Annotated in this window: 22 protein-coding genes and 1 pseudogene; 5 read left to right on the top strand and 18 right to left on the bottom strand. The window is 72.0% G+C overall.

Translation table 11 applies throughout. The features are described from left to right. The first annotated feature begins 29 nt into the window (after window positions 1–29). A complete protein-coding gene (locus ACFYNP_RS30075) occupies window positions 30–416 on the top strand; it encodes a hypothetical protein (protein WP_388411003.1) in 387 nt (128 codons plus the stop codon). A 76-nt stretch (window positions 417–492) separates the two neighbouring features. Here the strand turns inward: ACFYNP_RS30075 and der are convergent, their stop codons facing one another. From der to ACFYNP_RS30045, 6 genes and pseudogenes are all read right to left on the bottom strand, one after another. Continuing rightward, window positions 493–1,947: a ribosome biogenesis GTPase Der gene (der, locus tag ACFYNP_RS30070; RefSeq protein WP_388789855.1), complete on the bottom strand. Its 1,455-nt coding sequence runs from the start codon at window positions 1,945–1,947 to the stop codon at window positions 493–495. Window positions 1,948–2,017: 70 nt separating this feature from the next. Continuing rightward, window positions 2,018–2,707, bottom strand: coding sequence for a lysophospholipid acyltransferase family protein (locus ACFYNP_RS30065; RefSeq protein ID WP_388789852.1), 690 nt, complete (start codon window positions 2,705–2,707; stop codon window positions 2,018–2,020). Further along, the gene (gene cmk, locus ACFYNP_RS30060) at window positions 2,665–3,372 is read right to left on the bottom strand and encodes a (d)CMP kinase (protein WP_388410996.1); all 708 of its coding nucleotides are present in this window, start codon (window positions 3,370–3,372) and stop codon (window positions 2,665–2,667) included. The genes ACFYNP_RS30065 and cmk overlap by 43 nt, the downstream gene beginning before the upstream one ends. Before the next feature lie 134 nt (window positions 3,373–3,506). Further along, window positions 3,507–4,592, bottom strand: coding sequence for a prephenate dehydrogenase (locus ACFYNP_RS30055; RefSeq protein ID WP_388789850.1), 1,086 nt, complete (start codon window positions 4,590–4,592; stop codon window positions 3,507–3,509). Next, window positions 4,589–4,951: a chorismate mutase gene (aroH, locus tag ACFYNP_RS30050; RefSeq protein WP_161256284.1), complete on the bottom strand. Its 363-nt coding sequence runs from the start codon at window positions 4,949–4,951 to the stop codon at window positions 4,589–4,591. Before aroH ends, ACFYNP_RS30055 begins: the two co-directional genes overlap by 4 nt. Before the next feature lie 110 nt (window positions 4,952–5,061). Beyond that, window positions 5,062–5,505: pseudogene (locus tag ACFYNP_RS30045) on the bottom strand (YidB family protein); the annotation flags it as partial. A gap of 126 nt (window positions 5,506–5,631) precedes the next feature. On the opposite strand from ACFYNP_RS30045, the gene ACFYNP_RS30040 reads away from it, so the two are divergent. The 3 genes from ACFYNP_RS30040 (at window position 5,632) to ACFYNP_RS30030 (ending at window position 7,437) form a co-directional block, all read left to right on the top strand. Continuing rightward, the gene (locus ACFYNP_RS30040; protein WP_388410990.1) at window positions 5,632–5,967 is read left to right on the top strand and encodes a DUF952 domain-containing protein; all 336 of its coding nucleotides are present in this window, start codon (window positions 5,632–5,634) and stop codon (window positions 5,965–5,967) included. Window positions 5,968–6,189: 222 nt separating this feature from the next. Continuing rightward, a complete protein-coding gene (locus ACFYNP_RS30035) occupies window positions 6,190–6,678 on the top strand; it encodes a Rieske (2Fe-2S) protein (RefSeq protein ID WP_388789847.1) in 489 nt (162 codons plus the stop codon). Window positions 6,679–6,696: 18 nt separating this feature from the next. Beyond that, window positions 6,697–7,437: a DNA polymerase beta superfamily protein gene (locus ACFYNP_RS30030; protein WP_388789844.1), complete on the top strand. Its 741-nt coding sequence runs from the start codon at window positions 6,697–6,699 to the stop codon at window positions 7,435–7,437. Here the strand turns inward: ACFYNP_RS30030 and ACFYNP_RS30025 are convergent. The 12 genes from ACFYNP_RS30025 to ACFYNP_RS29970 form a co-directional block, all read right to left on the bottom strand. Further along, window positions 7,366–8,118: a DNA polymerase beta superfamily protein gene (locus ACFYNP_RS30025; RefSeq protein WP_388410980.1), complete on the bottom strand. Its 753-nt coding sequence runs from the start codon at window positions 8,116–8,118 to the stop codon at window positions 7,366–7,368. The genes ACFYNP_RS30030 and ACFYNP_RS30025 overlap by 72 nt on opposite strands. A 3-nt stretch (window positions 8,119–8,121) precedes the next feature. Continuing rightward, window positions 8,122–9,135, bottom strand: coding sequence for an ADP-ribosylglycohydrolase family protein (locus ACFYNP_RS30020; protein WP_388410977.1), 1,014 nt, complete (start codon window positions 9,133–9,135; stop codon window positions 8,122–8,124). Further along, entirely contained in the window at window positions 9,132–9,902 is a 771-nt protein-coding gene (locus ACFYNP_RS30015; RefSeq protein ID WP_388789841.1) for an NUDIX domain-containing protein, read from the bottom strand. Before ACFYNP_RS30015 ends, ACFYNP_RS30020 begins: the two co-directional genes overlap by 4 nt. A gap of 294 nt (window positions 9,903–10,196) precedes the next feature. Further along, on the bottom strand, window positions 10,197–11,348 hold the full coding sequence (locus tag ACFYNP_RS30010; protein ID WP_388410972.1) for a pseudouridine synthase: 1,152 nt from the start codon (window positions 11,346–11,348) through the stop codon (window positions 10,197–10,199). Continuing rightward, window positions 11,348–11,992 carry an SMC-Scp complex subunit ScpB gene (gene scpB, locus ACFYNP_RS30005; protein WP_388789838.1) on the bottom strand — a complete coding sequence of 215 codons (645 nt, stop codon included), beginning with the start codon at window positions 11,990–11,992 and terminating at the stop codon, window positions 11,348–11,350. The genes ACFYNP_RS30010 and scpB overlap by 1 nt, the downstream gene beginning before the upstream one ends. Then, complete coding sequence (locus ACFYNP_RS30000; protein ID WP_388789836.1) at window positions 11,989–13,161, bottom strand: segregation and condensation protein A; 1,173 nt, start codon at window positions 13,159–13,161, stop codon at window positions 11,989–11,991. The genes scpB and ACFYNP_RS30000 overlap by 4 nt, the downstream gene beginning before the upstream one ends. Window positions 13,162–13,224: 63 nt before the next feature. After that, window positions 13,225–13,773, bottom strand: a complete 549-nt coding sequence (locus tag ACFYNP_RS29995; RefSeq protein WP_388410963.1) for a hypothetical protein — start codon at window positions 13,771–13,773, stop codon at window positions 13,225–13,227. After that, on the bottom strand, window positions 13,758–14,795 hold the full coding sequence (locus ACFYNP_RS29990) for a ParA family protein (RefSeq protein WP_384903682.1): 1,038 nt from the start codon (window positions 14,793–14,795) through the stop codon (window positions 13,758–13,760). The genes ACFYNP_RS29995 and ACFYNP_RS29990 overlap by 16 nt, the downstream gene beginning before the upstream one ends. 485 nt (window positions 14,796–15,280) lie before the next feature. Beyond that, window positions 15,281–16,396, bottom strand: coding sequence for an alanine dehydrogenase (gene ald, locus ACFYNP_RS29985; RefSeq protein WP_388411772.1), 1,116 nt, complete (start codon window positions 16,394–16,396; stop codon window positions 15,281–15,283). Window positions 16,397–16,560: 164 nt separating this feature from the next. Next, window positions 16,561–18,588 carry a tetratricopeptide repeat protein gene (locus ACFYNP_RS29980; RefSeq protein ID WP_388789834.1) on the bottom strand — a complete coding sequence of 676 codons (2,028 nt, stop codon included), beginning with the start codon at window positions 18,586–18,588 and terminating at the stop codon, window positions 16,561–16,563. Between the two features lie 293 nt (window positions 18,589–18,881). Then, window positions 18,882–19,508 carry an NUDIX domain-containing protein gene (locus ACFYNP_RS29975; RefSeq protein WP_388410957.1) on the bottom strand — a complete coding sequence of 209 codons (627 nt, stop codon included), beginning with the start codon at window positions 19,506–19,508 and terminating at the stop codon, window positions 18,882–18,884. 106 nt (window positions 19,509–19,614) lie between these two features. After that, a complete protein-coding gene (locus ACFYNP_RS29970; RefSeq protein WP_161249810.1) occupies window positions 19,615–21,291 on the bottom strand; it encodes a CTP synthase in 1,677 nt (558 codons plus the stop codon). A gap of 415 nt (window positions 21,292–21,706) precedes the next feature. Here ACFYNP_RS29970 and ACFYNP_RS29965 point away from each other — a divergent pair, with 415 nt between their 5' ends. Then, a complete protein-coding gene (locus ACFYNP_RS29965; protein WP_388410954.1) occupies window positions 21,707–23,512 on the top strand; it encodes a glycoside hydrolase family 15 protein in 1,806 nt (601 codons plus the stop codon). The last annotated feature ends 84 nt before the right edge of the window (window positions 23,513–23,596 follow it).

The following is a 23,596-nucleotide window of genomic DNA, read 5'->3' as shown; positions in this document are numbered from 1 at the left end:
CCCGGGCGTACGGGGTCGTTGGCACATACGTGCACACATACGACCCTTCGCGCCAGCCGTACCAGTCCCAGATCCCCGCCATGCGCCCCTCGGGCGAGGCCTCGGGAGCCCACTCCCCCACGCCGATCTACGACGCGCTGTACTCGGAGTACCTCCGGTCCTTCCGCGCCCTGCCCGGTGACCGGTCCGGCGAGGAGGATCTCGGCTTCACCGGGTTCGGCGTCATCGGCGGGTTCGGGACGGGGACACACGGCACCCGCACCGGGTACCAGACGGGCCACCAGACCCAGCACTTCCCGGCCACCTACGCCGGGAACTGGCATGTGCACCCCGCGATGAACGCGAACGGGCGGCAGTACGCCGGGCAGCACCAGCTCCCGGCGGCTCTGCCGCCCGGCCCCCGCAGGGGGCTCTGAACCCGCTTCCGCAAGGGAGTTGCTCCCCCACGGACTCCCGGCTTCCGGCTTCCGGCTCCCGGCTCCCGGCTGGGAGTTACTTCTTGGGGTTGCGTCCGCGCTTCTCGCGCACCCGCACCGAGATGTGGATCGGGGTCCCCTCGAAGCCGAACTCCTCGCGCAGCCGGCGCTCGATGAAGCGCCGGTAGCCGGCCTCGATGAAGCCGGAGGCGAAGAGGACGAACCGCGGCGGCTTGGTGCCCGCCTGGGTGCCGAACAGGATGCGCGGCTGCTTGCCGCCGCGGATCGGGTGCGGGTGGCCGGCCACGAGCTCGCCGAGGAAGGCGTTGAGGCGCCCGGTGGGGACGCGGGTCTCCCAGCCCGCCAGCGCGGTCTCGATCGCCGGGACCAGCTTCTCCATGTGGCGGCCGGTCAGCGCGGAGACGTTGACCCGGGGCGCCCAGGCGACCTGCTGCATCTCGGTCTCGATCTCGCGCTCCAGGTAGTAGCGCCGCTCCTCGTCGAGGGTGTCCCACTTGTTGTACGCGATGACGAGCGCGCGCCCGGCGTCCACGGCCATCGTGATGATGCGCTGGTCCTGTACGGAGATCGACTCGCTGGTGTCGATGAGGACGACCGCGACCTCCGCCTTCTCGACGGCGGCGGCGGTACGCAGCGAGGCGTAGTAGTCGGCGCCCTCCTGGAGGTGGACGCGGCGGCGGATGCCGGCCGTGTCGACGAACTTCCAGGTGATGCCGCCGAGTTCGATGAGCTCGTCGACCGGGTCGCGGGTGGTGCCGGACTGGGCGTTGACGACGACCCGGTCCTCCTTGGCCACCTGGTTCAGGAGCGAGGACTTGCCCACGTTCGGACGGCCGATGAGGGCGATGCGGCGGGGGCCGCCCACCGAGGTGCCGAAGCGCTGCGGCGGGGCCTCGGGCAGGGCCTTGAGGATCTCGTCGAGCAGGTCGCCGGTGCCGCGGCCGTGCAGCGCCGAGATCGGGAAGGGCTCGCCGAGACCGAGCGACCACAGGGCGGCGGCGTCGGACTCGCCGGACATGCCGTCGACCTTGTTGGCGGCGAGCACGACGGGCTTGCCGGCCCGGCGGAGGAGCCGGACGACGGCCTCGTCGGTGTCGGTGGCGCCCACGGTGGCGTCGACGACGAAGACCACGGCGTCGGCGGCCTCGATGGCGTACTCGGCCTGGGCGGCGACGGAGGCGTCGAGACCGAGGACGTCCTGCTCCCAACCGCCGGTGTCGACGACCTTGAAGCGCCGGCCCGCCCACTCGGCCTCGTAGGTCACGCGGTCGCGGGTGACGCCGGGCTTGTCCTGGACCACGGCCTCGCGGCGGCCGATGATGCGGTTCACCAGGGTCGACTTGCCGACGTTGGGGCGGCCGACGACGGCGAGGGCCGGCAGCGGGCCGTGGCCCGCTTCGCCGAGGGCCTCCTCGACGTCCTCGACGTCGAAGCCCTCTTCGGCGGCGAGCTCCATGAACTCCGCGTACTCGGCGTCGCCGAGCGCTCCGTGTTCGTGCTGGTCGTTCATGAAGTCCGTACCTCGTTCATCGTGGTGATCGGTGGATCGCGATCGAGCGGTCCACTACTGAAAGTCTGGCCTAGCGCCCGGTCAGGCGCCTGGCGGTCTCCAGGTGGCCGGTGAGCCGGTCCTGGATGCGGACGGTGGACTCGTCCAGGGCTTTGCGGGTGCGTCTGCCGCTGCCGTCGCCCGCTTCGAAGGGGTCGCCGAACACGACGTCCACCCGGCTGCGCAGCGGCGGCAGCGCCTTTATCAACCGGCCGCGGCGCTCGGTGCTTCCCAGGACCGCCACCGGCACGATCGGCGCCCCCGACCGTACGGCGAAGTAGGCGAGGCCCGCCCGCAGCGAGGCGAAGTCGCCGTCGCCCCGGGTGCCCTCCGGGAAGATCCCGAGGACGCCGCCGCCGTCGAGCACGGCGAGCGCGTCGGTGATCGCGGTGCGGTCGGCGACCGCCCGGTCCACCTTGAGCTGGCCGATGCCTTCGAGGAACGGGCCGAGCGGCCCGACGAAGGCTTCCTTCTTGATCAGGAAGTGGGTGCCGCGCGGGGCGGTGCCCATGACCATGGGTCCGTCGATGTTGTGCGAGTGGTTCACGGCGAGGATCACCGGGCCGGCCGCCGGAACCCGCCAGGAGCCCAGCACGCGCGGCCGCCACAGGCCGTACATCAGGCCGACACCGATGCGGCGCCCGATCTCCGCGCCCCGCCCGGAGACAGGAACTGCTGTCACTTGGCGGCCCGCTTCTCCTCGACGAGGGTGACGACGCACTCGATGACCTGGTCCAGGGTGAGCTCGGTGGTGTCCACCTCGACCGCGTCGTCCGCCTTGGCCAGCGGGGACGTCTTGCGGCCGGAGTCGGCCGCGTCCCGCTTGATCAGGGCTTCCCTGGTGGCCGCCACGTCGGAGCCCTTGACCTCGCCGCTGCGGCGGGCGGCGCGCGCCTCGGGGGACGCGGTGAGGAACACCTTCAGGTCGGCGTCGGGCAGCACGGTGGTGCCGATGTCACGGCCCTCGACCACGATGCCGAGCACGGCGGCCGCCGCGATGTCGCGCTGGAGCTGGGTGATCAGGGCCCGCACCTCGGGGACCGCGCTGACCGCGCTGACCCTGGAGGTGACCTCCTGGCTGCGGATCGGGCCCGAGGCGTCCTCGCCGTCGACCGTGATCGTCGGCGCGGACGGGTCCGTGCCGGAGACGATCACGGGCTTGGCGGCCGCGACGGCGATCTCCGCCGGGTCGTCGATGTCGATCCCGTTGCCGATCATCCACCAGGTGATCGCCCGGTACTGGGCGCCGGTGTCCAGGTAGCTCAGGCCCAGCTTGGCGGCCACGGCCTTGGAAGTGCTGGACTTGCCGGTGCCGGAGGGGCCGTCGATGGCGACAATCACTGCTGCCGGAGCGGTCCGGGCGGCGGTTTCCACGGTGACGGACACCTTCCTGGTACGGGGCGGGGATGCTCGGGGCGCAAATCCGCCCCCCACAAGGTTACTGGCTCGTGCGAGCCCCCCGTCCCGCCCGGTCGGAACGACCGCGTCACTCCCGGATCGCCGTCACTCCCGGATCGCCGTCACTGCCGGATCGACCAACCCTGCTCCCGCAGCGCCGCGGTCAGCCCCGGGGCCGAGGCAGGCTCGACCATCAGCTGGACCAGGCCCGCCTGCTGGCCGGTGGCGTGCTCGATGCGGACGTCCTCGATGTTGACCCCGGCCCGGCCCGCGTCCGCGAACAGCCGCGCGAGGCCGCCCGGCTCGTCGCTGAGCAGCACGGCGACGATCTCGTACGTGGCGGGCGCCGCCCCGTGCTTGCCGGGCACCCGGACCCGGCCCGCGTTGCCGCGCCGCAGCACGTCCTCGATGCCGGCCGCGCCGCCGCGCCGCTTGTCCTCGTCGGCGGACTCCATCGAGCGCAGCGCGCGCACGGTCTCGTCGAGGTCGGCGGCGATCCCGGACAGCACGTCGGCGACCGGGCCCGGGTTGGCGGAGAGGATCTCCACCCACATCCGGGGGTCGGAGGCAGCGATGCGCGTCACGTCCCGGATGCCCTGGCCGCACAGCCGTACCGCCGTCTCGTCGGCCTCTTCGAGGCGGGCGGCGACCATGGAGGAGACCAGCTGCGGGGTGTGCGAGACGAGCGCGACGGCCCGGTCGTGGGCGTCGGCGTCCATGACGACCGGCACGGCCCGGCACAGCGCGACGAGTTCGAGTGCCAGGTTGAGCACCTCGGTGTCGGTGTCCCGGGTCGGCGTGAGCACCCAGGGCCGGCCCTCGAAGAGGTCGGCGGTGGCCGCGAGCGGGCCGGAGCGCTCCTTGCCCGCCATGGGGTGCGTGCCGATGTAGGAGCCCAGGTCGCAGCCGAGCGCGAGCAGCTCGCGGCGCGGCCCGCCCTTGACGCTGGCCACGTCGATGTACGCGCGGGCCACGCCGCCGCGGATCGCCCCGGCCAGGGTCGCGGCGACGTGCGCGGGCGGCACGGCGACGACGGCGAGGTCGACCCGCCCCTCGGGAGCCTCGTCGGTGCCGGCGCCGAGGGCCGCGGCGGTGCGGGCCTGGCCCGGGTCGTGGTCGGCGAGGTGAACGGTGACGCCCCGGCCGCTGAGGGCCAGGGCGGCGGAGGTCCCGATGAGTCCGGTACCGATGACGAGGGCGGTTCTCACTGGGCGATGTCCTTGCGCAGGGCGGCGGCGGAGCCGAGGTAGACATGGGCGATCTCGGAGCGGTCGAGATAGGTCTCGACGTGCGCGAGGATCCGCACCACGCGGGGCATGGCCCCGGCTATGTCGAGCTCCTGCGCGCAGATCAGGGGTACGTCGGTGATGCCGAGGCCGCGCGCGGCGGCGGCCGGGAAGTCGCTGTGCAGATCGGGGGTGGCGGTGAACCAGATGCTGATGAGGTCGTCCGGCGTGAGGCCGTTGCGCTCCAGGATCTCGGTGAGCAGCGCGCCGACCTGCTCGTCCATGTGTCCGGCCTCGTCCCGCTCCAGCTGGACTGCCCCCCGGACCGCTCGTACCGCCACGACGTGCTCCTAGCCTTGGTCTTCGTTCCCGTTCAGCGTAGTCAGCGCCGACGGCGGACGTACGCGGCGGCCGCCCTCCGGACGAGGACGGCCGCCGCGTGCGGTGCTCGTTACAGGTTCTGCTGCTTGATCAGGTCCTCCAGGGAGGTGCCCGCCTGCGGCAGCTCGCCGCCCGGGGTCAGCTTGTCGACGGCCTCCGGCAGGTGCTGCGCGATCTGGTTCGCCGCCTCCTCCGGGGAGACTCCCGCCTGCTGTGCGGCCTGCTGGAGCGCGTCGTTCGGCAGCGCCTCGGCGATCTGGGCGCCGCTCACCGGCTGGTTGTCGCCGTTGCCGACCCAGGACTTGGCCTGGTCTACGAGCCCGGACTTGGTGAGCGCGTCCATGAGGCCGCCGAGCGGGTTGCCGCCGTTGCTCTGGCCGCCGCTGCCACTGCCGCCGAGGGCGCCGAGCAGCGCGCCGAGGATGTTCCCGGCGCCGCCGGAGCCCGAGGCTCCGCTGCCGCTGCCGCCGAGGAGGCCGCCCAGAAGGCTGCCCAGGTCATTTCCCGCCATTGTCGTGCCTTTCGGATGGGGGTCCGCAGGAGAACAGGGCCAATCTCACCCGGCGGGGACACCTCCGCCACCTGGGGGAACCGCCCCCTGCCGGGCGCGCTGGGGGCGGGCCCGGTGTAGAACCGACGGATGATCCTGCATGTGGTTCCCCTGGTCGAGTGGTCGGCCCGGCCCGGACACCCCTACCGCCCGCCCTCGCTCGCCGCCGAGGGCTTCGTGCACTGCTCGGCCGACGAGGCCTCGGCCCTGGCCGTCGCCGACGCCCGCTACCGGGATGTGCCGGGCCCGCTCGTAGTGCTGTGCGTCGAGGAGTCGGCGCTGGCGGCCGAGGTCCGCTGGGAGGGCACGGGCGACGTGCTGTTCCCCCATGTGTACGGGCCCGTCGAGCGGGCGGCCGTGACGGCGGTGCTCGATGTGCGCCGGGACGCCGAGGGCCGCGCCCTGGGCCTCGCGCCCCGGACGTGACACGCCTCGGGCCCGGTACGCCCCGCAGGTGACACCGCTCGAACCCGGTGCGCCCCGGGCGCGCTCCGGCACGGGGGACATGCGACCCGTCGGTGCTTCGTCCCGGGACCCTGGGGCGCCAGGATGCTCCTGGCCGCGCGTCGTCCGGACGCCCGGCCCGACGACTTCACGTACGGCGTGACGGTTCCGCGTCCGGCGTGACGACGACCTGAGGAGCACAGGGTGGACGCAGTCAACAGCCGCAGGACGGTACTCGTGGCGGCGGCGGGGGCGGCGGCCCTCGCCGGCTGCTCGAACTCCGGTGGTGGCGGCAGTTCGTCGCCGACCCCAACCCCCAGCGCCCCGAGCGGCAGCGCGTCCGCCACCCCGGGCGCGTCGAGCCAGCCTGCGGCCTCCGGTCAGTCGAGCCCGCCCGCGCAGGCCGGCCAGGTCCTCGCCAAGGTCTCGGACATCCCGATCGGCGGCGGCAAGATCTTCGCGGAGCAGAAGGTCGTCGTGACCCAGCCCACGGCCGGCACCTTCAAGGGCTTCTCGGCGATCTGCACCCACCAGGGCTGCACGGTCTCCACCGTCGCGGACGGCACCATCGACTGCCCCTGCCACGGCAGCAAGTACCGGATCGCGGACGCCTCGGTGGCCAACGGCCCGGCCACGCGCCCGCTGCCGGCCCGGCGGATCACCGTCGATAAGGATTCGATCCTGCTGCCCTGACCGGCCACACTGACCGCCATGACGCCCGAGGAGCTGATCGCAGACCACACCGTGTACTCCTGCGTCGTGGGCTCGCGCGCCTTCGGCCTCGCGACCGAGGGCAGCGACACCGACGTACGCGGGATCTACCTCGCGCCGACCCGGCTGTTCTGGCGCTTCGAGAAGCCCCCGACCCACATCGAGGGTCCTGCCGACGAACAGTTCAGCTGGGAGCTGGAGCGCTTTTGCGAGCTGGCCCTGCGTGCCAATCCGAACATCCTGGAATGCCTGCACTCCCCGCTGGTCGAGCAGCTCGACGACACCGGGCGTGAACTCCTCTCCCTGCGTGGGGCGTTCCTGTCCCGCCGGGCCCACGAGACCTTCGCGCGCTACGCGCTCGGCCAGCGCAAAAAGCTCGACGCCGACGTACGCCAGCACGGCGCGCCCCGCTGGAAGCACGCCATGCATCTGCTGCGGCTGCTGACGAGCTGCCGCGATCTGCTGCGCACGGGCGTGCTCACCATCGACGTCGGTGCCGAGCGCGAACGGCTCCTCGCGGTCAGGCGCGGCGAGGTCTCCTGGCCGGAGGTGGAGTCCTGGATGGCCCGCCTCGCCGCCGAGTCCGACGAGGCGGCGTCCGCCTCTCCCCTGCCGGCCGGGCCCGACCGGGCCCGGGTCGCCGACTTCCTGTACCGGGTGCGCCGGGCGTCAGCCCTGAAGGCGGACGCGTACGACGAAGTCGTGCAGCGCGTCGTGCCCGGCGGCGGCCCCGGGCAGTAGCGAGGCGGCCTGCGCCTCGTCGAGGACCGCGTGCAGCGCCTCGATGTCGGCGGCGAGGCGCTCCCGGCCGGGCCCGCTCGCGGCGCCGTGCTCGGCCTCCGCCTTGGCGGCGATCAGCTCGGGCAGATAGCCGGGCGCGGCCACCTCTTCGACGAGCGCCGTCAGGTCGGCCCGCACCTGCCCGCTGCGCATGAGGTGGATCCCGGTGAGCAGCACCCTGAACGCGTAGAGCAGCGGCTTGAGTTCACCGGTCTTCTCGAACAGACGCCACTGCGTGGTGGCGAACCCCCGGTAGTGGTGGGCGTGGTGCGAGGTCAGCACCGACGGGGCGAGCGCGACGAGCTCGGCGTGCGCGTCCGTCGTGTGCACGACCAGCGGCGAGAGCAGCTGCTCCAGGACGTAACCGTTGCGGCGCAGCATCAGGCGGACGAACTTGCGCAGGTCGTGCGTGACGAGATCCATCTCGACCCCGTCGTCCACCCACATCCTCGACCGTGTCTCCTCCGGCTCGCGCAGGCCCACCAGGGCCTCGGTGGGCAGGATGTGGACGCCGCGCAGGTCGATGTCGGAGTCCCGGGAGGGGAAGCCGTAGAGGTGGGCGCCCGAGACCGTGGCGAACAGCAGCGGGTCGGGCTGTTCGGCGATCACGGGCGCGAGGTCGGTGGTATCCAGGTCGATCATGGCTCAAGCGTCCCAGAGCGCCCCCAGGGTCAGGAGTTCGCTGCGGTACTCGATGCGCTCGGCCCACTCCTTGGGCCAGGCGGCGGCCCCCAGGTGGGCGCCCGCGAACGCCCCGGCCAGGCAGGCTATGGAGTCCGAGTCGCCCTGGGTGCAGGCGGCCCGGCGCAGTGCGGTGAGCGGCTCGTCCGGGAAGAGCAGGAAGCACAACAGGGCGGTCGCGAAGGCCTCTTCGGCGATCCAGCCGTCGCCGGTCTCCAGGCAGGGATCGGTCTCGGGCGAGGGGTCGCGCAGCGCCTTGAGCACCCGGTCGAGGACGTCCAGGCACTCGTCCCAGCCGCGCGCGATGAAGTGGCCGGGCGTCGGGTCCTGCGCGTGCGTCCACAGGTCGCCGAGCCAGCGGTCGTGGTAGCGGGTGCGGTTCTCATAGGCGTACGAGCGCAGCTGGCCGACCAGGCCCGTCGGGTCGGCGCCCTGGGCGAGCAGGAACACCGCACGCGCGGTGAGGTCGGACGCGGCGAGCGCGGTGGGGTGGCCGTGGGTGAGCGCGGACTGCAACTGGGCGGCGCCCGCCCGCTGTTCCTCGCTCAGGCCCGGTACCAGGCCGACGGGCGCGACCCGCATGTTGGCACCGCAGCCCTTGGAGTCGTGCTGGCTGGCCTGCCGCCAGGGCAGCCCGCTGTCCAGCTTGGCGCAGGCCACCAGGCAGGTCCGGCCGGGGGCCCGGTTGTTCTCGGGCGAGTGGTACCAGTCGACGAACTCGGCGCGGAGCGGCCCTTCGAGCCGCTCGGGGCCGAGCAGTCCACGGTCCATGGCGGTACGGATGCCCCGGCCGAGCGCGAGCGTCATCTGGGTGTCGTCGGTGACGATCGCCGGGGTCGGCAGCGCCATCTCGCGCCACGGCCCGCACTTGGCGAGGATCGCGGGTACGTCGTTGAACTCGGTGGGGAAGCCGAGGGCGTCCCCCAGCGCGAGACCGATCAAGGCGCCGGTCGCCGTCTGTTGGGCAGCACGGTTCATGTCTGTCGTCCCTCCGGGCGCAGAAGGGGCGGGTGCAGCGCGGTCGCCGGACCCGCCCGGTGGAGCGCGGCCGGCTTGCCCCGGCCACCGGTCAGCCGTGAGGCGCCTGCCACCTGCTCGACGAAGCCGGGCGTGGCAAGGACCTTGCGGCGGAAGTTGGGGCGGTCGAGGACGGTGCCCCAGACCGTCTCGTACACCTGCTGGAGCTCGCCGAGGGTGAACTCGGGCGGGCAGAACGACGTGGCCAGGCAGGTGTATTCGAGCTTGGCGCCGATGCGTTCACGGGCGTCGGCGAGGATCTCGGCGTGGTCGAAGGCGAGTTGTCCGTAGCTGCCGAAGGCGACCCACTCGGCGTGCGCCGCGTCGCCGCCGCCGTGCGGTTCGGGCAGGTCGGGCACGAGCGCGGTGTACGCCACCGACACGACCCGCATCCTCGGGTCGCGGTCCGGGTCGCTGTAGGTGCGCAGCTGTTCCAGATGGAGCCCGGCCACCAGGTCGTCGGGCAGGCCGGTCTCCTCGGCCAGTTCGCGCCGGGCCGCGAGCTCGGTGGACTCGCGCGGCAGCACGAATCCGCCGGGCAGCGCCCACGCCCCCGCGTACGGCTCCTGGCCGCGCCGGATGAGCAGGGCGTGCAGGACGCCCTCGCGCACGGTGAAGACCGCGAGGTCGACGGTAACGGCGAACGGCTCGAAGGCGTGCGGGTCGTATCCCGCGGGGACGGTGCCCCGGGCTCCCCGCTCCTGGGGCCGGGGGCCGTTCGCGGTCATCGTCGCCCCGCGAGCCGCGCCGGGCCGGCGCCCGGACCTGGTCCACCCCCGTGGGCCCAGGTCCGCGGGCCGTACCCGGCGGAGCCGAGGGCCCCGGTCCCGGTGATGCTCATCGCCGTACCCCCTTAATGGTCACTGTGACTATAAAGGCGTTCGGGCCGGGTGCACAAGGCCGTTCCGGCGGGCGCGCAGGCCTTCGGGGGCGCACGGGGCCTCGGGGGGCGCACACGAGAAAAGAGCCCGGCTCCCCCGCGAGACGGGGGAACCGGGCTCTTCGCCGGGTGTGCGGGACGCCTAGAGGTCGACCTCGCGCATCAGCATGCCGACCTCGGTGTTGGTGAGGCGGCGCAGCCAGCCGGACTTCTGGTCGCCGAGCCCGATCGGGCCGAAGGCGACGCGGACCAGCTTCTCCACCGGGAAGCCCGCCTCGGCCATCATGCGGCGCACGATGTGCTTGCGGCCCTCGTGCAGCTCGATCTCGACGAGGTAGTTCTTGCCGGTCTGCTGGACGACCCGGAAGGCGTCGGCCCGCGCGTATCCGTCCTCCAGCTGGATGCCCTCCTTGAGCCGCTTGCCGATCTCGCGCGGCAGCGGGCCCGTGATGGCGGCCAGGTAGGTCTTCTTCACGCCGTACTTGGGGTGGGTGAGACGGTGGGCCAGCTCGCCGTGGTTGGTGAGCAGGATGATGCCCTCGGTCTCGGTGTCGAGCCGGCCGACGTGGAAGAGCCGGGTCTCGCGGTTGGTGACGTAGTCACCGAGGCACTGACGGCCGTCCGGGTCCTCCATGGTGGAGACGACGCCGGCCGGCTTGTTGAGCGCGAAGAACAGGTACGACTGGGTGGCGACGGTCAGGCCGTCCACCTTGATCTCGTCCTTCTCGGGGTCGACGCGCTTGCCCTGTTCGAGCACGATCTCGCCGTTGACCTCGACGCGGGCCTGCTCGATCAGCTCCTCGCAGGCGCGGCGCGAACCCATGCCGGCCCGGGCGAGGACCTTCTGGAGCCGCTCGCCCTCCTGCTCGGCACCCGGGAAGGTCTTGGGCGTCTTCACGTCCGGCTTGTCCGCGTACCGGTCGCGGTTGCGCTGCTCGATCTTGGCGTCGAGCTCGCGCGGGCGGGCCTGGCCCAGGCGCTGGCCGTGCGGGCCGCGGCGCACCGGGGTGCCGCCCTGCGGCGACTTGGGGCCGCCCTTGGCGCCGCCGCGCGCGGCGGCCCCGCGGCCGCTGCGGGGGGCGTCGTTGCCCACGTCGTAGGTGCGCTCCTCGGGGCGCGGGGGCCGCTGCTTGCCGCTGCCGCTCTGGCGCGGGCCGCCGCCCTGGCGCTGGCCGTCCCGGCCACCGCCGGAACCGCCCCGGCCGCCACCACTGCTGCTGCCGCGGCCGCCGCTGTTGCCACCACGGCTCCCGCCGTTGTTTCCGCTGCTGTTCCTGCCGCTGCTGCTTCGCATCACATTTCCGTCTTGTCGTCTGCGGGGGTCTCCGGGGCGTCAGGCGCGTCCGGATCGAACGACGGAACACCCTCCAGCGTCTCGGCCTCGATGGCGTCCGCCTCGGGGAGGAAGGGCGCCAGCTCCGGGAGCTCGTCCAGGCCGCGCAGGCCCATCCGCTCCAGAAAGTAGTTCGTCGTCCTGTACAGGATCGCACCTGTTTCGGGTTCCGTGCCCGCCTCGTCGACCAGACCCCGCTGGAGCAGGGTCCGCATGACCCCGTCGCAGTTGACTCCGCGCACCGCGGAGACCCGCGAGCGGCTCACCGGCTGGCGGTAGGCGACCACCGCCAGGGTCTCCAGGGCCGCCTGGGTGAGCCGGGCGTGCTGGCCGTCCAGGACGAAGCCCTCGACGGCGTCCGCGTAGGCGGCCCGGCTGTAGAACCGCCAGCCGCCCGCCACCAGCCTCAGCTCGAACCCGCGGCCCTGGACGGTGTACTCGTCCGCCAGCTCCCGCAGGGCGTCCGCCACGGCCCGTCTGGGCCGCTCCAGAACCTTGGCGAGGTGTTCCTCGGTGGCGGGCTCGTCGACGACCATGAGGACGGCTTCCAGGGCCGGTTTCAGCTCCAGCTCTTCCCGCGGGCCCTCGCTCACGCCCTCACTCACGCCTTCTCCTCCGTCACGACCCGGTCGAACTCGTCGGTCACCGTCGGCACCCCGTCGCCCTCGCCCCCGCTCCAGCGCACCATCAGCTCCCCCAGCGCCTCGTCCTGGTCCAGGGCGACGGCCTTCTCGCGGTACAGCTCCAGGAGGGCCAGGAACCGGGCCACCACGGTCAGGGTGTCCGGGGCGTCCTCGGCGAGCACCCGGAAGCTGGCCTCGCCCGCCTCCCGCAGCCGGGCCACCACGATCTCGGCCTGCTCCCGCACCGAGACGAGCGGGGCGTGGATGTGATCGACGTACACCTGCGGCTTGGCCCTGGGCTGCATGGCCTTGACGGCCAGCTTCGCGAAGCCCTCGGCGCCGATGCTGATGACGACGTCGGGCAGCAGCTCGGCGAGGTGCGCCTCCAGGCCGACGGTGCGCGGATACCGGCGCGCCTCGGTGTCGAGCCGCTCGCTGAAGATGTCCGCGATCCGCTTGTACGCCCGGTACTGGAGCAGTCGCGCGAACAGCAGGTCCCGGGCCTCCAGGAGCGCGAGGTCGGCCTCGTCCTCCACCTCGGCGGCGGGCAGCAGCCGGGCCGCCTTGAGGTCGAGCAGAGTGGCCGCGACGACGAGGAACTCGGTGGTCTGGTCCAGGTCCCAGTCCGGCCCCATGCCCCGGATGTGCGCCATGAACTCGTCGGTCACCTTGGAGAGGGCGACCTCGGTGACGTCCATCTTGTGCTTGGAGATGAGCTGGAGGAGAAGGTCGAAGGGCCCCTCGAAGTTGGCCAACCGAACGGTGAACCGCCCGTCACCGGGCTCGGGGTCACCGCCGGCCTCGGGCTCGGCTTCGGCCTCGGGCTCGGGCTCGGATCCGGCTTCGGATCCGGCTCCGGCTCCGGCTTCGGATCCGGCTTCGGCTTCGGGGGGCGCAAATCCAGCTTCTGGAGGTCCCTCCTGGACGAAGTCCTCGGGGGAGTTCGGGGAACGGGGGCCGGGGGGCGCTGTCCTCATCAGTGGCCCCGCCGCGGGCCCCGGCTCCACCCGCTCACCCGCACCCGCACCCGGATCCACCCCCCGGAGGGGCTCGGGAAGGGGCGGGGTGGGGGAAGTCCCCCCCGGCCCCCGCCCCAGCGCACGCCGCGCCGCACGCGCAGCGGAGACGGGGGGTTCGTCAGCAGTCGACAAGGGTGGTCCAGGGGAGGAAAGGGCGGGCGGGCGGGGCGAGAGGGCTCCGCCGCAGGCTAACGGCTACCGCCCCCGAAGACGCCGCACGAGAATGCTCGCGTCGCCCCGCGACTCCAGGTCGGCGAGGACGACCGCGACCGCCTCGCGGACGATCCGCCCGCGGTCGACCGCGAGCCCGTGCTCTCCGCGCAGGACCAGGCGCGCGTGCTCCAGGTCCATGAGCTCCTCGGCGGAGACGTACACCGTGATCTTCTCGTCGTGCCGCTCCCGCCCGCTGGGCCGCCGGTTGGCCGCCCGCTGGCGGCGCCGCTGCTGCGCGGTGCCGGAACCGGAGCCGGACCCCGTGCCGGAGCCCTGGGCCGGTGCCCGACGGGCCTTGGCGGCCTCCTCCGCGGCACCCCGGCTGCGCGGCTCTCCGGAGCCGGAGTCCTCGTCCGCGGCGGTGTGCTCCGCCTCGGCGGGCTCGGCGGCGACGGAGTCGCTCTCGCCCGCCGGGGCCGGCACCCGTGCCTCGCCGTTGGCCCCCCTGCGCGGGGCGGACGGCGAGAGCGCCATCCCCCCGGTCGTACGGAACAGTTCGTCGGCCCCGGGCAGACTCACTCGGCGTGACACCGGGCGAGCACCTCCCTGGCGAGCTGACGGTAGGCGGCCGCGCCGACGGAGTTGGAGGCGTACGTCGTGATCGGCTCACCGGCGACCGTGGTCTCCGGGAAGCGCACGGTCCGGCCGATGACCGTGTGGTAGACGTGGTCGTCGAAGGCCTCGACCACACGGGCCAGGACCTCACGGCTGTGCACCGTGCGGGAGTCGTACATCGTGGCGAGGATGCCGTCCAACTCCAGGTCGGGGTTGAGGCGTTCCTGGACCTTCTCGATCGTCTCGGTGAGCAGCGCGACACCGCGCAGCGCGAAGAACTCGCACTCCAGCGGCACGATCACCTTGTGAGCCGCCGTCAGGGCGTTCACGGTGAGCAGGCCGAGCGAGGGCTGACAGTCGATCACGATGTAGTCGTAGTCCTGCATCAGCGGCTTGAGCGCCCGCTGGAGCGTGGACTCGCGCGCGACCTCGCTCACCAACTGCACCTCGGCGGCGGACAGGTCGATGTTGCTCGGCAGCAGGTCCATGTTGGGGACCGCGGTCTTGAGCAGCACCTCGTCGGCCGACATGCCCCGCTCCATGAGCAGGTTGTAGACGGTGAGGTCGAGTTCCATCGGGTTCACGCCGAGGCCGACCGACAGGGCTCCCTGCGGGTCGAAGTCGACGAGCAGCACGCGCCGTCCGTACTCCGCGAGCGCGGCACCCAGGTTGATGGTCGACGTGGTCTTGCCCACGCCGCCCTTCTGGTTGCACATCGCGATGATCTTCGCGGGACCGTGGTCGGTCAGCGGACCCGGGATCGGGAAGTACGGCAGCGGCCGTCCGGTCGGGCCGATCCGCTCGCGGCGCTGGCGGGCGGCGTCGGGGGCGAGGGTGGCCGCGTACTCGGGGTCGGGCTCGTACTCGGCGTCGGGGTCGTAGAAGTGCCCCTGGGGCACCTCGTCAAAGTCGGCGAGAGCGGCGGTGTCCCGGCCGCTCTCGTTGCCGGCCGTGGCGTTCACGTGTAGGCCGTCCATCATCCGTGGGGCTGTCGTCATGTGCTGGGTGGTTTCGAAGGTGCGGACCGCGACGGAGCCGACAGCCTCGGGCCCCGAAGGGCTCTGGCCCCGTACGGACGTCCCCGCAGGGAATCCAGACTGACCACCTCCGGGAGTAAATGTCGACTCATTCACAAGTCGTCTTACCTCCTTGGACGTGACCAGGAAACTTTATCGATAGGTCAGCGTGGCACCATGCCGACGGTTGGCGACTCTATGGCGTGTCACCGGTCCGCAGCAACACAATCCGCCGGACCCGGCCCGATGTGTCGGCAACCGAACACCCCTCTGTCAAGGGCGTACAGGCACTCAGGCACACGTTTCACCAGTGCGCGAAACGGTTAAAGGGTTACGTTCGAGGCGAGTTGAGCAAGCCCGGCGCAGGGGGGCGGAAGTGTCGCGACACACATCCGGCCGGACCTTGGTCGACAAGGTCCGGCCGGATGTACGAGGTTGACGGTCCGGGTTGACGAACCGGCTTTTGACTAGCCGATGAGCGTGTGCAGGTCGACCTGCTCCAGGCCGTGCGCCTCGGCGACGGGGCCGTAAACGACCTGGCCGTCATGGGTGTTGAGGCCCAGGGCGAGGGCGGCGTCGCGGCGCAGCGCCTCGGCCCAGCCGTTGTTCGCCAGCGACACGATGTAGGGCAGCGTGGCGTTGGTGAGGGCGTAGGTGGAGGTGTTCGGCACGGCGCCCGGCATGTTGGCGACGCAGTAGAAGACCGAGTTGTGGACCATGAAGGTCGGCTCGGCGTGGGTGGTCGGACGCGAGTCCTCGAAGCAGCCGCCCTGGTCGATCGCAATGTCGACAAGAACACTTCCGGGCTTCATCTTGGCGACGAGCTCGTTGGTGACCAGCTTCGGGGCCTTGGCGCCGGGGATGAGCACCGCGCCGATGACGAGGTCGGCCTCGATGACGGCCTTCTCCAGCTCGTAGGCGTTGGAGACGATCGTCTGCACCTTGGTGCCGAAGATCTTGTCGGCCTCGCGGAGCTTGTTGATGTCCTTGTCGAGCAGGGTCACGTGGAAGCCCATGCCGACGGCGATCTGCGCCGCGTTCCAGCCGGAGACGCCGCCGCCGATGACGACCGCCTTGCCGGCGTGGGTGCCGGGGACGCCACCGGGCAGCACGCCGCGGCCGCCGGCCGAGCGCATCAGGTGGTAGGCGCCGACCTGCGGGGCCAGCCGGCCCGCGACCTCGGACATCGGGGCGAGCAGCGGCAGCTGGCGGTTGGCCGTCTCGACCGTCTCGTACGCGATCGCGGTGGTGCCGGACTCCAGGAGGGCGTCCGTGCACTCGCGGGAGGCGGCGAGGTGCAGGTAGGTGAAGAGCGTCTGGTCCTTGCGGAGGCGGTGGTACTCCTCCGCGATCGGCTCCTTGACCTTCAGCAGCAGGTCGGCGGTGGCCCAGACCTCGTCGGCGCTGCCGAGGATCTCCGCGCCGGCGGAGACGTACTCGGCGTCCGTGATCGACGAGCCGACGCCGGCGTTCTGCTCGACGAAGACCTGGTGGCCGTGGCGCACCAGCTCGTGCACGCCGGCGGGGGTGATGGCCACCCGGAACTCGTTGTTCTTGACCTCGCGGGGGATACCGACCTTCACGTCGATCACGGTCCTTGGCTCAGGGAAAAAAGGGGGGCAATGCCATACATACCCGGAAGCACGACGGCACACCGGGAGGTACCGCAGGACGTTGCGGCAGAGCCAGTCTAATGAAGGTTTTCTCGCTGTCTACCCTTACAAAGCTTCAATCTTTGGCTGAAGCGCTACGGATTTCGCAGGTCCCCCGGGGCTGTGGCCTCATCTTCCAGAAGCCGGTCGGCCGTCGCGCGGTGCAATCGCGCGGCCGCGGGGTCGCCGAGCCGGTCGAGGGTGTCGGCCAGCCTGAGCTGGAGCGCGGCCTGGAGTCGCAGATCACCGGCCGTGCGGGCCAGCTCCACGGCCTCGCGGCAGGTTCGCAGCGACTCCTCGGGGCGCCCGGCGTACTCCTGGACCCGGGCCGCCTCGCTCAACGCCCTTGCCTGGCTTGGGAGATCGCCGAGCCGCCGGTATCCGGCCACCGCCGCGCGCCAGCAGCGCAGCGCCTCGCCGTAGCGGCCCGCGTACGTGTGCACGGTGGCGAGCCGCCCGTACAGCCGGGCCTCGTCGGGGCGCTCGCCGCGTGCGAGCCGCTGGGACAGCGCGCGCCCGTACCAGTCGGAGGCACGCTGCCAGTCCCCCAGCTCCTGGTGGGCGCCGCCTACGGATTCCATCGCGCGGCCGGTCGCGTACGGGTCGTTCGCGGCCCGTCCGGCGTCCAGGGCGAGCCGGTAGCGGGCCAGCGCCTCGGCCGTGCGCCCGGTGCCGGCGTCCAGGTCGCCCAGGTTGAGCAGGGCCGCGGCCTTCTCGCGGTGCAGCTCGCGGCGCTCGGCGACGTCCAGGACCAGCTGGTGCAGGCCGTACAGCTCGGGGGCGGCGGCCTCGGCACCCCGGTGGGCGGCGAGCGCGCGGACCAGGGCGGCCACCAGGCGGCGGGCCAGCGTGTCGAGCTCGCCGTCCGCGACGGCGAGCCGGGCCGAGGCGAGCAGCGCGGGCCGGCGAGTGCTGAGCCAGGCGTCCGCGACGGCGGCGCTGGGGAAGCGCAGGGCGCGCGGAAGGCCGGCGAGCTTCCGGCGGGCGGGCGAGCCTTCGGGCTCGGTGACCGCGCGGCAGGACTGGAGCAGCCGTACCGTCCGCTCCAGCATGCGGGCGCGGGCCAGCTGCACCTCGCCGGGCCGGTCGACCCGCTCGCAGAGCGCCCGGAACAGCGGCGCGAGCGCGCCCGGCACCCGGTACTGCTCGGGGACTCCGGGGTCGCGGCGCAGCAGCCCGTACCGCACGAAGTCGGCGAGCGCGGTCTGGGCGCCCGAGACCGAGCAGCCGGCCAGCGCGGAGGCGGTGTGCGCGTCGGCGATCCCGGCGGGAGCGAGCGCGAGCAGTCGCAGTATCCGGGCGGCCGGCTGCGAGAGGGACTCGTACACCAGCCGGAAGGAACGGGCCAACGGCCTTGTGGCGTCCGGGACTTCGTCCTCGTCGTCGCCCATGGCGCGCAACTGCTTGGCCACGTCGGCGACGGCGGCCTTGGGGCGGGCCGCGAGCCAGCCGCCGACCAGGACGAGGGCGGCGGGCTGTCCCCCGCAGACCTCGACGAGGGTCTCGGCGGCGCGCGGGTCGACCGTGACGCGCACCGATCCGGTGTAGCCCTCCAGGAGTTCGACGGCCGACTTCACGTCGAGGCCGCCGAGGGTGCAGGGGCGGACGTCGGGGATCCCGGTGAGCGGGCCCCGGGCGGTCGCCACGATCAGGCACCGGGAGGTGTCGGGAAGCAGCGGGCCGACCTGTTCGGCATCGGCCGCGTCGTCGAGCAGCACGACCGCCCGGCGGCCCGCGAACGCCCCGCGGACCAGCTGGGTCAGCTCGTCCTCGCCGGCCCCCGGCGGCGCCGGGACGTCCAGGGCGTCCAGCAGGTCGCGGGCGACCCGGTCGACGGGGACCCGGGCGCCGCCGGGCTCGGTGAGCGCGGCGCGCAGCACCCCGTCGGGGTAGTCGGCGGCCACCGTGCGGGCCAGTTCGTCGGCGAGTGCGCTGCGTCCCGATCCGGGGCGGCCCGCGATCAGCAGGACCCTGGCCCGGGGCGACTTCTTTCCTGACAGAGTGTCAAGTCCGGCCCGCTCGATGTCGGCCCGGAGCTCCTTCAACTCCCGCTGCCTGCCCAGGAATTGGTCCACGCACTGCCCGGCGGCAGCGCCACCCACGTCCACCGCCTGATCCGTCACGGGCCACGCTCCGTCCGCCTGAGCACCTGGGGACCGTGCGGGTCTCCGCACGGGCAGTCCGAGCGTAGTTCACGCTTCGTGACCGTTTGGGTGGAGCGCGGCGGGGATGTCGCCCGATCGGATCAGCGGATTTTCAGATCGGACGGGACCGGGTGCGATCGGATGTGACCGAAGACACGGCTGAGCCCACGCGTCGAAGGCCGTGTCCCACCCCTCGAAGGCGCTGGTCCCGCTCACGCCTCGAAGGGCAGGGTCACTCCTCGAAGAGCCGGGTCACACCTCGAAGAGCCGGGTCACACCTCGAAGGGCCGGGCCGGCCAGGGCGCGTCGGCCGGGCGCAGCGCGTCCACGCCGTCGCCCCGCAGAACGGCCGAGAGCGCGAGCGCGCCGATCACCAGGCAGGTGTTGTGCAGCTCCCCCGCGAGGGCGCCGCGCACGAGTTCGTCGAGCGGGACGCGGGCCAGCTCCATGTCGGCCTCCTCCTCGGAGACCTCGAAGCGCTCGCCGTCCGCCTCGGACAGATCGCGGGCCAGGAAGATGCGTACGGCTTCGTCGCTGCCGCCGGGCGAGGTGTACACGTCGGTCAGGACGTGCCACTGCTCGGCCTTGACGTGCGCCTCCTCGTACAGCTCGCGCTGGGCGGCGTGCAGCGGGTTCTCGCCGGGCACGTCCAGGAGCCCGGCCGGGATCTCCCAGAGCTTGTGGCGCACCGGGTGGCGGTACTGGCGCAGCACCAGGACCCGGCCCTCGTCGTCGAGGGCGCAGATCGCCACCGAGCCGGGGTGGACCTGGTAGTCGCGCTGGTGGACCGCGCCGTCGGGCATCACGACGTCGTCGGTGCGGACGCTCGTCTTGTGGCCGGTGAAGGGAGTGGTACTCGCCACGACCTGCCACTGTTCGGCGGTGTCCTCGATGGCCATGTCGGCGTCCTCCCACAGTGCGCGCGCAACAACAGAAACCGGGGTACCGGGCCCTGGTGAGGACCCCGTACCCCGGCAACGTTAACGCGCGCGCGACGATGCGCGACTACTTGACGGGCTTGCCCGTCTTGCGCTCCACGGCGGCCTTGACCAGGCCCGCGAAGAGCGGGTGCGGGCGCGTGGGGCGCGAGCGCAGCTCCGGGTGCGCCTGCGTGGCGACCAGGTAGGGGTGCACCTCGCGCGGGTACTCGACGTACTCGACGAGCTTGTTGTCCGGGGAGGTGCCCGAGAAGACGAGGCCCGCCTTCTTCTCCAGCTCCGCGCGGTAGGTGTTGTTCACCTCGTAGCGGTGGCGGTGGCGCTCCTCGACGTAGGGCTGGTCGTCGTAGACCTCACGGACGATCGAGCCCTCGGCGAGCTTGGCCGGGTACAGGCCGAGCCGCATCGTGCCGCCCAGGTCGCCCGCGCCCTCGACGTAGGCCAGCTGCTCCTCCATCGTCGAGATGACGGGGTGGGCGGTGGCGGCGTCGAACTCGGTGGAGTTGGCGTCCGGGATGCCGGCCAGGTTGCGGGCGGCCTCGATGACGATGCACTGGAGGCCCAGGCAGATGCCGAGCAGCGGCACCTTGTTCTCGCGGGCGTACTGGATCGCACCGATCTTGCCGTTCACACCGCGGTCGCCGAAGCCGCCGGGGACCAGGATCGCGTCCACGTCACCGAGGTGCTTCTTGGCGCCGGCCGGGGTCTTGCAGTCGTCCGAGGTGACCCACTTGACCTTGACCCGGGCCTTGTTGGCGAAACCGCCGGCCCGCATGGCCTCGGTGATCGAGAGGTAGGCGTCGGGCAGGTCGATGTACTTGCCGACCAGCGCGACGGTGACCTCGTGCAGCGGGTTGTGGACCCGGTCGAGCAGGTCGTCCCACTGCGTCCAGTCCACGTCCCGGAACGGCAGGTCCAGCTTGCGGACGACATAGGCGTCCAGGCCCTCGGTGTGCAGCACCTTGGGGATGTCGTAGATCGACTTGGCGTCGATGGCGGCGACCACGGCCGCCTCGTCCACGTCGCACATCAGCGAGATCTTGCGCTTGATGGACAGCGGCACCTCGCGGTCGGCGCGCAGCACGATCGCGTCGGGCTGGATGCCGATGTTGCGCAGGGCGGCGACCGAGTGCTGGGTCGGCTTGGTCTTCAGCTCGCCCGAGGGGCCGATGTAGGGCAGCAGCGAGATGTGCACGACGAAGACGTTGTCGCGGCCGACCTCGTGGCGGACCTGGCGGACGGTCTCCAGGAACGGCAGCGACTCGATGTCGCCGACCGTGCCGCCGACCTCCGTGATGACGACGTCGACGTCGTCGGTCGCCATCCGGCGGATGCGGTGCTTGATCTCGTTGGTGATGTGCGGGATGACCTGGACGGTGTCGCCCAGGTACTCGCCGCGCCGCTCCTTGGCGATGACCTGCGAGTAGACCTGGCCGGTCGTCACGTTGGCGGACCCGTCCAGGTCCACGTCCAGGAAGCGCTCGTAGTGGCCGATGTCCAGGTCGGTCTCGGCGCCGTCGTTGGTGACGAACACCTCACCGTGCTGGAACGGGTTCATCGTGCCGGGGTCGACGTTCAGGTACGGGTCGAGCTTCTGCATCGTGACCCGAAGGCCCCGCGCCTTGAGGAGCGCACCCAGGCTGGAGGCAGTCAGACCCTTGCCGAGGGAAGAGGCGACACCCCCGGTGACGAAGATGTGCTTGGTCGTCGTGGCTGCGCTGTTTCGCAAAGCCGTGGGCTGCATGGCCAAGAGGGGGCTCCCGTGGTCGCTGTCTGGAGTGCGTACCGGTCACCCTGTGTGGATCTTGTGCGAGATTCCGGAGGGTGCCGTCGCTGCGGTTCGGGGCTTTTTTCAGCACCCGGCCACGGGCTACCAGGGTATCAGCGACAACGGGAGACCGCGCCCGGCCACGCTCTGTATGCCGCTGGTCAGCCCTGAGTGCGAGCCTCACTCGTTCGGCTCAGTGGCGTTCGAGGAAGGCTTAAGCGGATCACCAAGGTGCGTCGTATCCTGCTCGGACACTCGCTTGCCGAGCCGCCTGGTAGCACGGCACCACCCAGCCCGTCACCCGGAACATGCGCTCGTTGGCGAACCCTTGACCGCTGTCGCTGTAAGCGCCCCCAGGGGGCGGACGTGGCCGTTCGACTGGAGATTGCACGTGGCCGGGCGCATCGAGGATTACGCACTCATCGGAGACATGCAGACCGCCGCACTGGTCTGCCGGGACGGCACCGCGGACTGGCTCTGCCTGCCCCGCTTCGACTCGCACGCCGTCTTCGCCGGACTGCTCGGCACCGAGGAACACGGCTTCTGGCGGGTCGGGCCGGCACACGGCACCGACGATCCGCCCCCGCCGGCCGACCGGCGCCGCTACCGGGGCGACTCACTCATCCTGGAATCGGAGTGGGACACCCCGCGCGGCACGGTCCGGGTGACCGACTTCATGCCGCCGCGTGACGGCGCCCCGCAGCTGATCCGCATCGTGGAGGGCGTCAGCGGCCGGGTCCCGATGCGCTCCATGCTGCGCATGCGGTTCAGTTACGGGCGGATCACCCCCTGGGTGCACAAGGTCGACTCGCGCACGGTGGCCGTCGCGGGCCCCGACTCGGTCTGGCTGGACACCGAGGCCGAGACGTACGGCAAGAACCTCACGACGTACTCCGACTTCACCGTCTCGCCGGGCGAGCGCGTCGCCTTCACCATCAGCTGGCAGCCCTCGCACCAGAAGCCGCCGGCGCTGCCCGAGCCCGAGGCGTCCCTTGAGGCGACCGAGGAGTTCTGGCGCGAGTGGGTGGACCACTGCACCTACCACGGGCCCTACCGCGAGGCCGTGGTCCGCTCCCTGATCACCCTCAAGGCGCTCACCTACGCGCCGACCGGCGGCATCGTGGCCGCCCCCACCATGTCGCTGCCCGAGCACATCGGCGGCGAGCGCAACTGGGACTACCGCTACACCTGGCTGCGGGACGCGGCGATCACCCTGTCCTCGCTGCTGCGCACCGGCTACCGCGAGGAGGCCCGCGCCTGGCGCGAGTGGCTGCTGCGCTCGGTGGCGGGCGACCCGGAGAACCTCCAGATCATGTACGGGATCGCCGGGGAGCGCGAGCTCGGCGAGACCGAGCTGGACTGGCTGCCCGGGTACGAGAACTCGACCCCGGTACGGGCCGGGAACGGCGCCGCGCACCAGCTCCAGCTCGATGTGTACGGCGAGGTCACCGAGGCGCTGCACCTGGCGCACATGACGGGCCTGGCCCGCAACGACTACGCGTCGCTGCTCCAGCTGAAGCTGATCCGCTACCTGGAGAGCCACTGGGACCAGCCGGACGAGGGCATCTGGGAGGTGCGCGGCCCGCGCCGCCACTTCGTGCACTCCAAGGTGATGGCCTGGGTGGCCGTGGACCGCACGATCAAGCTCATCGAGTCCGGGGACGCGGACGGACCGCTCGACAAGTGGCGCGAGCTGCGCGACGACATCCACCGGGACGTCTGCGAGAAGGGCTACGACAAGGAACGCAACACCTTCACGCAGTCCTACGGCTCCCAAGAGCTGGACGCGTCCTTGCTGCTCATCCCGCAGATGGGCTTCCTGCCGCCGGACGACAAGCGGGTGATCGGCACGATCGAGGCGATCCAGCGCGAGCTGTCCACGCCGGACGGGTTCATCCTGCGCTACCCGACGACGGGCGGCGACTCGGACAACCTGGACGGCCTGCTCGGCGAGGAAGGGGCCTTCCTGGCCTGCTCGTTCTGGATGGCGGACGACCTCGCGATGATCGGCCGGGTCGACGAGGCCCGCAAGCTCTTCGAGAAGCTGCTCGCCCTGCGCAACGACCTCGGACTGCTCGCCGAGGAGTGGGACCCGCACCTGCAGCGCCAGGTCGGCAACTTCCCGCAGGCCTTCAGCCACGTCCCGCTGATCGACACCGCCCTGCGGCTGACGGCGTCCGGCGCGTACGGCGGCTGACGGGTCCGGCGCGTACGGCGGCTGACGGGTCCGGTCCGCCCCGCGTGACGTATGCCACAAGGGGCGGATTTCGGGGCGTAACCG

Origin of the sequence: Streptomyces sp. NPDC006691, from assembly GCF_042869955.1 — a bacterium.
GTDB lineage: Bacteria > Actinomycetota > Actinomycetes > Streptomycetales > Streptomycetaceae > Streptomyces.
Note: the sequence above shows the minus strand (reverse complement) of the source record. Positions and strands in the feature narration are given on the sequence as shown.